The sequence below is a fragment of the Roseateles oligotrophus genome (assembly GCF_025717515.1).
Classification (GTDB): domain Bacteria; phylum Pseudomonadota; class Gammaproteobacteria; order Burkholderiales; family Burkholderiaceae_C; genus Paucibacter_A; species Paucibacter_A oligotrophus.
This window is the reverse complement of record NZ_JAJIRN010000046.1, coordinates 1-479: the sequence shown is the minus strand read 5'-3', so window position 1 is coordinate 479 and position 479 is coordinate 1. Positions and strand designations below refer to the sequence as shown.

The following is a 479-nucleotide window of genomic DNA, read 5'->3' as shown; positions in this document are numbered from 1 at the left end:
CCGCACCTCAGCTCGAACGTTAGACCGCACAACCAAGGAAGATCATGCGCATAGTTCTGGCTCTTGCAATCGCCGCAATTCCTCTCTCGACAATCGCGGCGGAGCCCACAGCGCAAGAAATTGCGAAGCTGCTGCCAAAGCTGATGGCAGAGACCCTGGTCAACGCTCGGATGGGAATTTCAGTTCCGATCGCGAACTTCAAATCGGACGGAGATCCGAACACGCTTGAGATCGTGTTCCTTGAGAAGTCAGAGCCTGGTGCCAATACAGTGTCAGATGACGGTGAGGTGATCTTCCTCTTCGAAGCCTCCGACAAGCTCCAAAGCAAACTTATCAACACGGCCTTTGAAAACCGTGCGAAGCGGAGGCTGGGTGCGGTCTAACCGGTCGTTCGAGCCGACTCGCAACGGCTGGTCTCTACAGGCCCCCATTTCATTCTGGGCCTTCCGCGCCCAGCCGCCGCTCGCGGCTCAACTTCG

1 protein-coding gene is annotated in these 479 nt (G+C 57.0%); it reads left to right on the top strand.

What is annotated here, in order from left to right; translation table 11 throughout:
* Nucleotides 1-44 precede the first annotated feature (44 nt).
* Nucleotides 45-383 (top strand): hypothetical protein, encoded by a 339-nt coding sequence (locus LNV07_RS25405; protein WP_263574004.1) that lies wholly within the window; start codon nucleotides 45-47, stop codon nucleotides 381-383.
* Nucleotides 384-479 lie beyond the last annotated feature (96 nt).